The 6000-nt window shown below is 63.2% G+C and carries 6 protein-coding genes; 4 read left to right on the plus strand and 2 right to left on the minus strand.

What is annotated here, in order from left to right; genetic code table 11:
• Positions 1-135: 135 nt before the first annotated feature.
• Positions 136-1860 carry an acetolactate synthase 3 large subunit gene (locus LY622_RS14530; RefSeq protein ID WP_234291554.1) on the plus strand — a complete coding sequence of 575 codons (1725 nt, stop codon included), beginning with the start codon at positions 136-138 and terminating at the stop codon, positions 1858-1860.
• Positions 1860-2351, plus strand: a complete 492-nt coding sequence (gene ilvN / locus LY622_RS14535; RefSeq protein ID WP_043511804.1) for an acetolactate synthase small subunit — start codon at positions 1860-1862, stop codon at positions 2349-2351. The genes LY622_RS14530 and ilvN overlap by 1 nt, the downstream gene beginning before the upstream one ends.
• 51 nt (positions 2352-2402) lie before the next feature.
• Here ilvN and ilvY read toward each other — a convergent pair whose 3' ends face one another.
• On the minus strand, positions 2403-3290 hold the full coding sequence (gene ilvY, locus LY622_RS14540) for an HTH-type transcriptional activator IlvY (RefSeq protein WP_234291555.1): 888 nt from the start codon (positions 3288-3290) through the stop codon (positions 2403-2405).
• Positions 3291-3468: 178 nt separating this feature from the next.
• Between ilvY and ilvC the strand changes: the two genes are divergently transcribed.
• Both ilvC and pssA read left to right on the plus strand, forming a co-directional pair.
• Entirely contained in the window at positions 3469-4485 is a 1017-nt protein-coding gene (gene ilvC, locus LY622_RS14545; protein WP_234291556.1) for a ketol-acid reductoisomerase, read from the plus strand.
• Positions 4486-4634: 149 nt separating this feature from the next.
• On the plus strand, positions 4635-5513 hold the full coding sequence (pssA, locus tag LY622_RS14550; RefSeq protein WP_234291557.1) for a CDP-diacylglycerol--serine O-phosphatidyltransferase: 879 nt from the start codon (positions 4635-4637) through the stop codon (positions 5511-5513).
• 276 nt (positions 5514-5789) lie between these two features.
• Here the strand turns inward: pssA and LY622_RS14555 are convergent.
• Positions 5790-6000 (minus strand): hypothetical protein (locus LY622_RS14555; RefSeq protein ID WP_234289923.1); only part of this gene is annotated, 211 nt, incomplete at its 5' end.

The following is a 6000-nucleotide window of genomic DNA, read 5'->3' on the forward strand; positions in this document are numbered from 1 at the left end:
CAGGCCCCAACAGGGCCATTTGCCAGGGTTTGGCATCAGGTGCCGGCGTATCCGGCAGCGACATACCGTCGCACTCGAACCCGTGCCCGTTGAAGGGCGCGGATCGCACTCGAGACCTCCAGGGGAGAAACACACGTGGAACTGCTTTCCGGCGCGGACATGATCGCCCGATTCCTGCAGGATGAGGGCGTCGAATATATTTACGGCTATCCCGGTGGCGCGGCGCTGCACATCTACGATGCGCTGTTCCGCCAGGACAAGGTCAAGCACATCCTTGTGCGCCACGAGCAGGCGGCGACCCACGCCGCCGACGGCTATGCCCGGGCATCGGGCAAGCCCGGTACGGTGCTGGTGACCTCCGGTCCCGGTGCCACCAATGCCGTGACCGGCATCGCCACCGCCTACATGGACTCGATACCCATGGTGGTGCTGTGCGGCCAGGTGGCCAGCCATCTGATCGGCGAGGACGCCTTCCAGGAGACCGATATCATCGGTGTGACGCGGCCCATCGTGAAGCACAGCTTCACGATCAAGCACCCGTCCGAGATCCCGGAAGTGCTCAAGAAGGCCTACTACCTGGCTTCTACCGGCCGGCCCGGCCCGGTGGTGGTGGACATTCCCAAGGACATGACCGCCCCTACCGAACGCTACGAGTACGTCTATCCCAAGAAGATCAAGATGCGCTCGTACAACCCGGTTGCCCGCGGCCATACCGGCCAGATCAAGAAGGCCGTCGAGCTGATGCTCAAGGCCAAGCGGCCGATGTTCTACACCGGCGGCGGTGTGGTCACCGGCCGGGCCAGCGAGGGGCTCACCGACCTGGTCAAGCGGCTGGGCTATCCCATCACCACCACGCTGATGGGCATCGGCTCCTACCCGCAGAGCGATCGTCAGTGCCTTGGCTGGCTGGGCATGCACGGCTCCTATGAGTCGAACATGGCCATGCACCATGCCGACCTGATCATCGCCATCGGGGCGCGCTTCGACGACCGGGTCACCAACAACACCTCCAAGTTCTGTCCCACCGCCAAGATCATCCATGTGGACATCGACCCCAGCTCGGTCTCCAAGACCGTGCGGGCGGACGTGCCCATCGTCGGGCCGGCGGGTAGCGTGATCAACGAGATGATCAGCCTGCTGCAGGGCAAGGAGATCGAGCATCCCGAAGCGCTGGGCGAGTGGTGGCAGAAGATCGAAGGCTGGCGCGAGGAGCGGGCGGGCAAGCTCTACGAACCCTCTCAGTCGGGTGAGGCGCTCAAGCCGCAGGAGGTGATCGAGGCGCTCTGCGAGGTCACGCGTGGCGAGGCGTACGTGACCACCGACGTGGGGCAGCATCAGATGTTCGCGGCCCAGTACTACAAGTTCGACAAGCCCAATCGTTTCATTACCTCCGGCGGGCTCGGCACCATGGGCTTCGGCTTCCCGGCGGCCATGGGCATCAAGCAGAACTTCCCGGACGAACAGGTGATCTGCGTCACCGGCGAAGGCAGCTTCCAGATGATGATGCAGGAGCTGTCGACCTGTAAGCAGTTCGGCGGCGGCGTGAAGATCGTCAACCTGAACAACGCCTCGCTGGGCATGGTGCGCCAGTGGCAGGACCTCAACTACAAGTCGCGTCATGCGCACTCCTACATGGAGTCGCTGCCCGACTTCAGCAAGCTGATCGAGGCATATGGCTTCACCGCGCTGCGGGTGGAGACGAAGGATGAACTCGGCCCGGCGCTCGAGCGCACCTTCGCCGACAACCATGAGCTGGTGTTCCTCGACGTCATCGTCGACCCGCGCGAGCACGTTTATCCGATGCAGGTGCCCCTGGGCTCCATGCGTGACATGCTGCTTTCCAAGACGGAGCGGACCTGATGCGTCATATCATCTCGATTCTGATGGAAAACGAACCGGGCGCTCTGTCTCGTGTGGTGGGGCTGTTCTCGCAGCGCAACTTCAACATCGAGACGCTGAACGTGGCGCCCACCGAGGACCCGTCGCTCTCACGGCTGACCGTGACCACCGTGGGCGACGACCGGGTCATCGAGCAGATCACCAAGCATCTCAACAAGCTGATCGACGTGATCAAGCTGGTCGACCTCACCGAGGGCAACCACATCGAGCGCGAGCTGATGCTGGTGAAGGTCAAGGCCCTGGGGGCGGCCCGCGACGAGGTCAAGCGCACGGTGGATATCTTCCGCGCGCAGATTGTCGATGTGACGCCGAGCCTCTACACGGTGCAGATCACCGGCGACGCTGGCAAGCTGGATGCCTTCCTCCAGGCCATGGGGCCGGTAGGCATTCTCGAAGTGGCGCGCACGGGGGTTTCCGGTATTGCCCGCGGGGATAAAGTCCTCAGCCTCTGATTCGTACCGCTTGACGCCTTCCAAGCCGCCCTTCGGGGCGGCTTTTTCGTCTCAGCGTTCCACTACCTCGTCCCACAGCGCCTGGATCAGCGGGCTTCTCAGGCGGCGATTGAGCACGCACAGCCCGACGTCGTAGTGGGGCAGCTCCGGCTTGACCGGCAGCACCCTGACCCGCTCGACGAGCGGGCTGTTGTCGAGCACGATCTTCGGCACCACGCCGACCCCGAAGCCCAGGCCGACCATGCTGACGATCGCCTCGTGGCCGGCGACCTGGGCATAGATGCGTGGGACGACGCCCAGGGCCTTGAACCAGGTGTCGCTGTACTCCCGCGACAGACCCGCCTCGGAGAGGATCATCGGCACGTTCTGCCACTGTGTGGCGGAGGGAGATTCCGGTGTGCCGGGAATCCAGTCGGCCTGGGCGGCGGGGGCGATGAAGACCAGCGGCGAGCGAGTCAGCGACTTGAAGGCCAGCGGACCGGGCACGCTACGGGGGCGAGGCGTGATCGCCATGTCCTCTTCGCCGTCGAGTACCCGTGACATGGATTCGGCGGGGTCGCCGGTATGCAGCTTGAGCTCGATTCGCGGGTGGCGCAGGCGAAAATCGCTGAGCAAGTCGTAGAGGAAGCTGTAGCTGGCGGTGACCGAGCAGTAGATGCTGATCTCGCCGGCGAGTTCGTCGGCATGTCGGCTCAGGGTGTGGCGCAGCACTTCCCACTGCGCCAGGGTGTCCCTGGCGTAGTCCTGGAAGATCAGGCCCTGGGGGGTCAGGGTCACATGGCGGTTGTCGCGTTCGAACAGCGGTACTTCCAGGTTCTGCTCCAGTTGGCGAATGGTGCGCGAGAGCGTGGAAGGGCTGACGTGGCAGAGTTCGCTGGCACGGCCGAAGTGCAGCGTCTCGGCAAGGGCGAGAAATTGCTTGAGGGGTCGCATGTCCATGGTCTGATTATTTCATATTTCGGCATGTCGTATTGCAAATATAGCGTTTTACGCAATGTCGGTGCTGGCGTAAGGTGGCGGCATCGGATGGCAGGAATCCCAGTGCCGCGACAGACGGCGCGGGTGGCCATCAACGCTGACACCTCAAATCTTCGGTTAACCACTTCAGGAGCACAACATGCGCGTTTATTACGACAAGGATTGCGATCTCTCCCTCATCCAGGGCAAGAAGGTCACCATCGTCGGCTATGGTTCCCAGGGCCATGCCCATGCCAACAACCTGAAGGAGTCGGGTGTCGACGTCACCGTCGCCCTGCGCGCCGGCTCGTCCTCTGCGGCCAAGGCCGAGGCCGCAGGCCTCAAGGTCGCCAGCGTGCCGGAGGCGTGCAAGAGCGCCGACGTGGTCATGCTCCTGGCGCCGGACGAGAACCAGAAGGCCATCTACGAGAACGAGGTCGAGCCGAACCTGAAGCAGGGTGCCACCCTGGCCTTCGCCCACGGCTTCAACATCCACTACAACCAGATCGAGCCGCGCCGCGACCTGGACGTGATCATGATCGCGCCCAAGGCGCCGGGTCACACCGTGCGCTCCGAGTTCGTCAAGGGTGGCGGCATCCCCGACCTGATCGCCATCCATCAGGACGCCTCCGGCACCGCCAAGGAACTGGCGCTCTCCTATGCTGCCGGCGTCGGCGGTGGCCGCAGCGGCATCATCGAGACCACCTTCAAGGACGAGACCGAGACCGACCTGTTCGGTGAGCAGGCCGTGCTGTGCGGCGGTGCGGTCGAGCTGGTCAAGGCCGGTTTCGAGACCCTGACCGAGGCAGGCTACGCCCCGGAGATGGCCTACTTCGAGTGCCTGCACGAGCTCAAGCTGATCGTCGACCTGATGTACGAGGGCGGTATCGCCAACATGAACTACTCCATCTCCAACAACGCGGAGTATGGCGAGTACGTGACCGGCACCGAGGTCATCAACGAGCAGTCGCGCGCCGCCATGCGCAATGCGCTCAAGCGCATCCAGACCGGCGAATACGCCAAGATGTTCATCAGCGAGGGCAACAGCAACTACCCCTCGATGACCGCGCGCCGCCGCCTGAATGCCGAGCACGAGATCGAGATCGTTGGCGCCAAGCTGCGCGGCATGATGCCGTGGATCGCCGCCAACCAGCTGGTGGACAAGTCCAAGAACTGAGTCTCGGCTCGTCTGGACCACCTCAAGGGCGCGGACTTCCGCGCCCTTGTCGTATCCGAAGGTAGCCGCGGCACTTTGCGCCTTGGCGACAGCGTGTAGAATGAAGGCATCGCCTTCGGGCGACTCCATTCTGGCAACGGACGAGACGAATGAGTCAGGATCCCCGCAATACCGAGCATGGCCCTCGCGATGAGGGTGCCGAATCCGGCCCGAGCGAGCACGAACGGCTCCCCCCTGCCGAGGAAGACCTGGCCGCCGCTTTCGTTCGCGAAACGGAGGTTATCGAAGAATCCATTGAAGACGGCAAGAAGGTGAGGCGCAGGGGAATCTATCTGCTGCCCAACCTGTTCACGACATCGGCGCTGTTTGCCGGTTTCTTCTCCGTGGTGGCCGGTATCAATGGTGACTTCACTGCCGCCGCGGTGGCCATCTTCATCGCCATGGTGCTCGATGGCCTGGATGGGCGTGTCGCCCGCATGACCAATACCCAGAGTGCCTTTGGCGCCGAATACGACAGCCTTTCCGACATGGTCTCCTTCGGCGTGGCGCCGGCGCTGGTGGCCTTTACCTGGATCCTTCAGGACATCGGCAAGACCGGCTGGGTGGTGGCCTTCCTCTATGTGGCCTGTGCCGCCTTGCGCCTGGCGCGTTTCAACGTGCAGGTGGGGAGTGTCGACAAGAAGTGGTTCATCGGCCTGCCTAGCCCGTCGGCTGCCGCCTTCGTGGCGGCAAGTGTCTGGACCTTTCACAGCTTCGATGCCGATGCCGTCGGGTTCAAGCTGCTGATGCTGCTGGTGGTGGCTGCCGCCGGCGTATTGATGGTCAGTAATATCCGTTACTACAGCTTCAAGGAGATCGACCTCAAGGGGCCGGTTCCCTTCGTGGTGCTGCTGGCTATCGTGCTGGGCTTCGTGGTGATTTCGGTGGAGCCTTCGGTGATGCTGCTGCTGCTGTTCGGCGCCTATGTGGCATCCGGTCCCGCCCAGGCGATAATGCGCAAGATGAAGCAGCCCCCTGCCACGGGCTGAAGTCCGGTTTCTCTCTGGCCTGTCGTTGCGACGCCCGCCCTGTGCGGGCGTCGCGCTTGAGGTCGGTGCAACGCGCCGGCATGCTTATCCACAGCCACTCGCCTGAAACCGCCTGTGGACGGGCGTTTCGGGCGGGCGGTGAAATTTTCCGACAAAAGTCCTTGCGGCCGCGGCCCCCAGCCCGTAAAGTACGCATCCGCTGCCGGCAACGGGCAAACGTTACCGGCGGTGGAAGTGGAGAAAGTGCTTGTTTCTGTTTGGTTTTTTTCGAATCGGCTAGAGCGATTCGCGATTGACAGAAGCACCGGAGACGGTAGAATGCACGCCACGCTGAAGGCAGCCGGCAAGCGCGGCGCTTCGCATCAGGCTCACCCCGGTGACGGCCGCGAAGAGAGTTGACAAACTCAGCCACTTCAGTAGAATACGCCTTCCTCGCAGGGCGCTGGCGAGGCCGCCGACAGAGTCGGCCGCCACGACAGCAAGCGAG

The sequence above is a fragment of the Halomonas alkalisoli genome (assembly GCF_021412585.1).
GTDB lineage: Bacteria > Pseudomonadota > Gammaproteobacteria > Pseudomonadales > Halomonadaceae > Halomonas > Halomonas alkalisoli.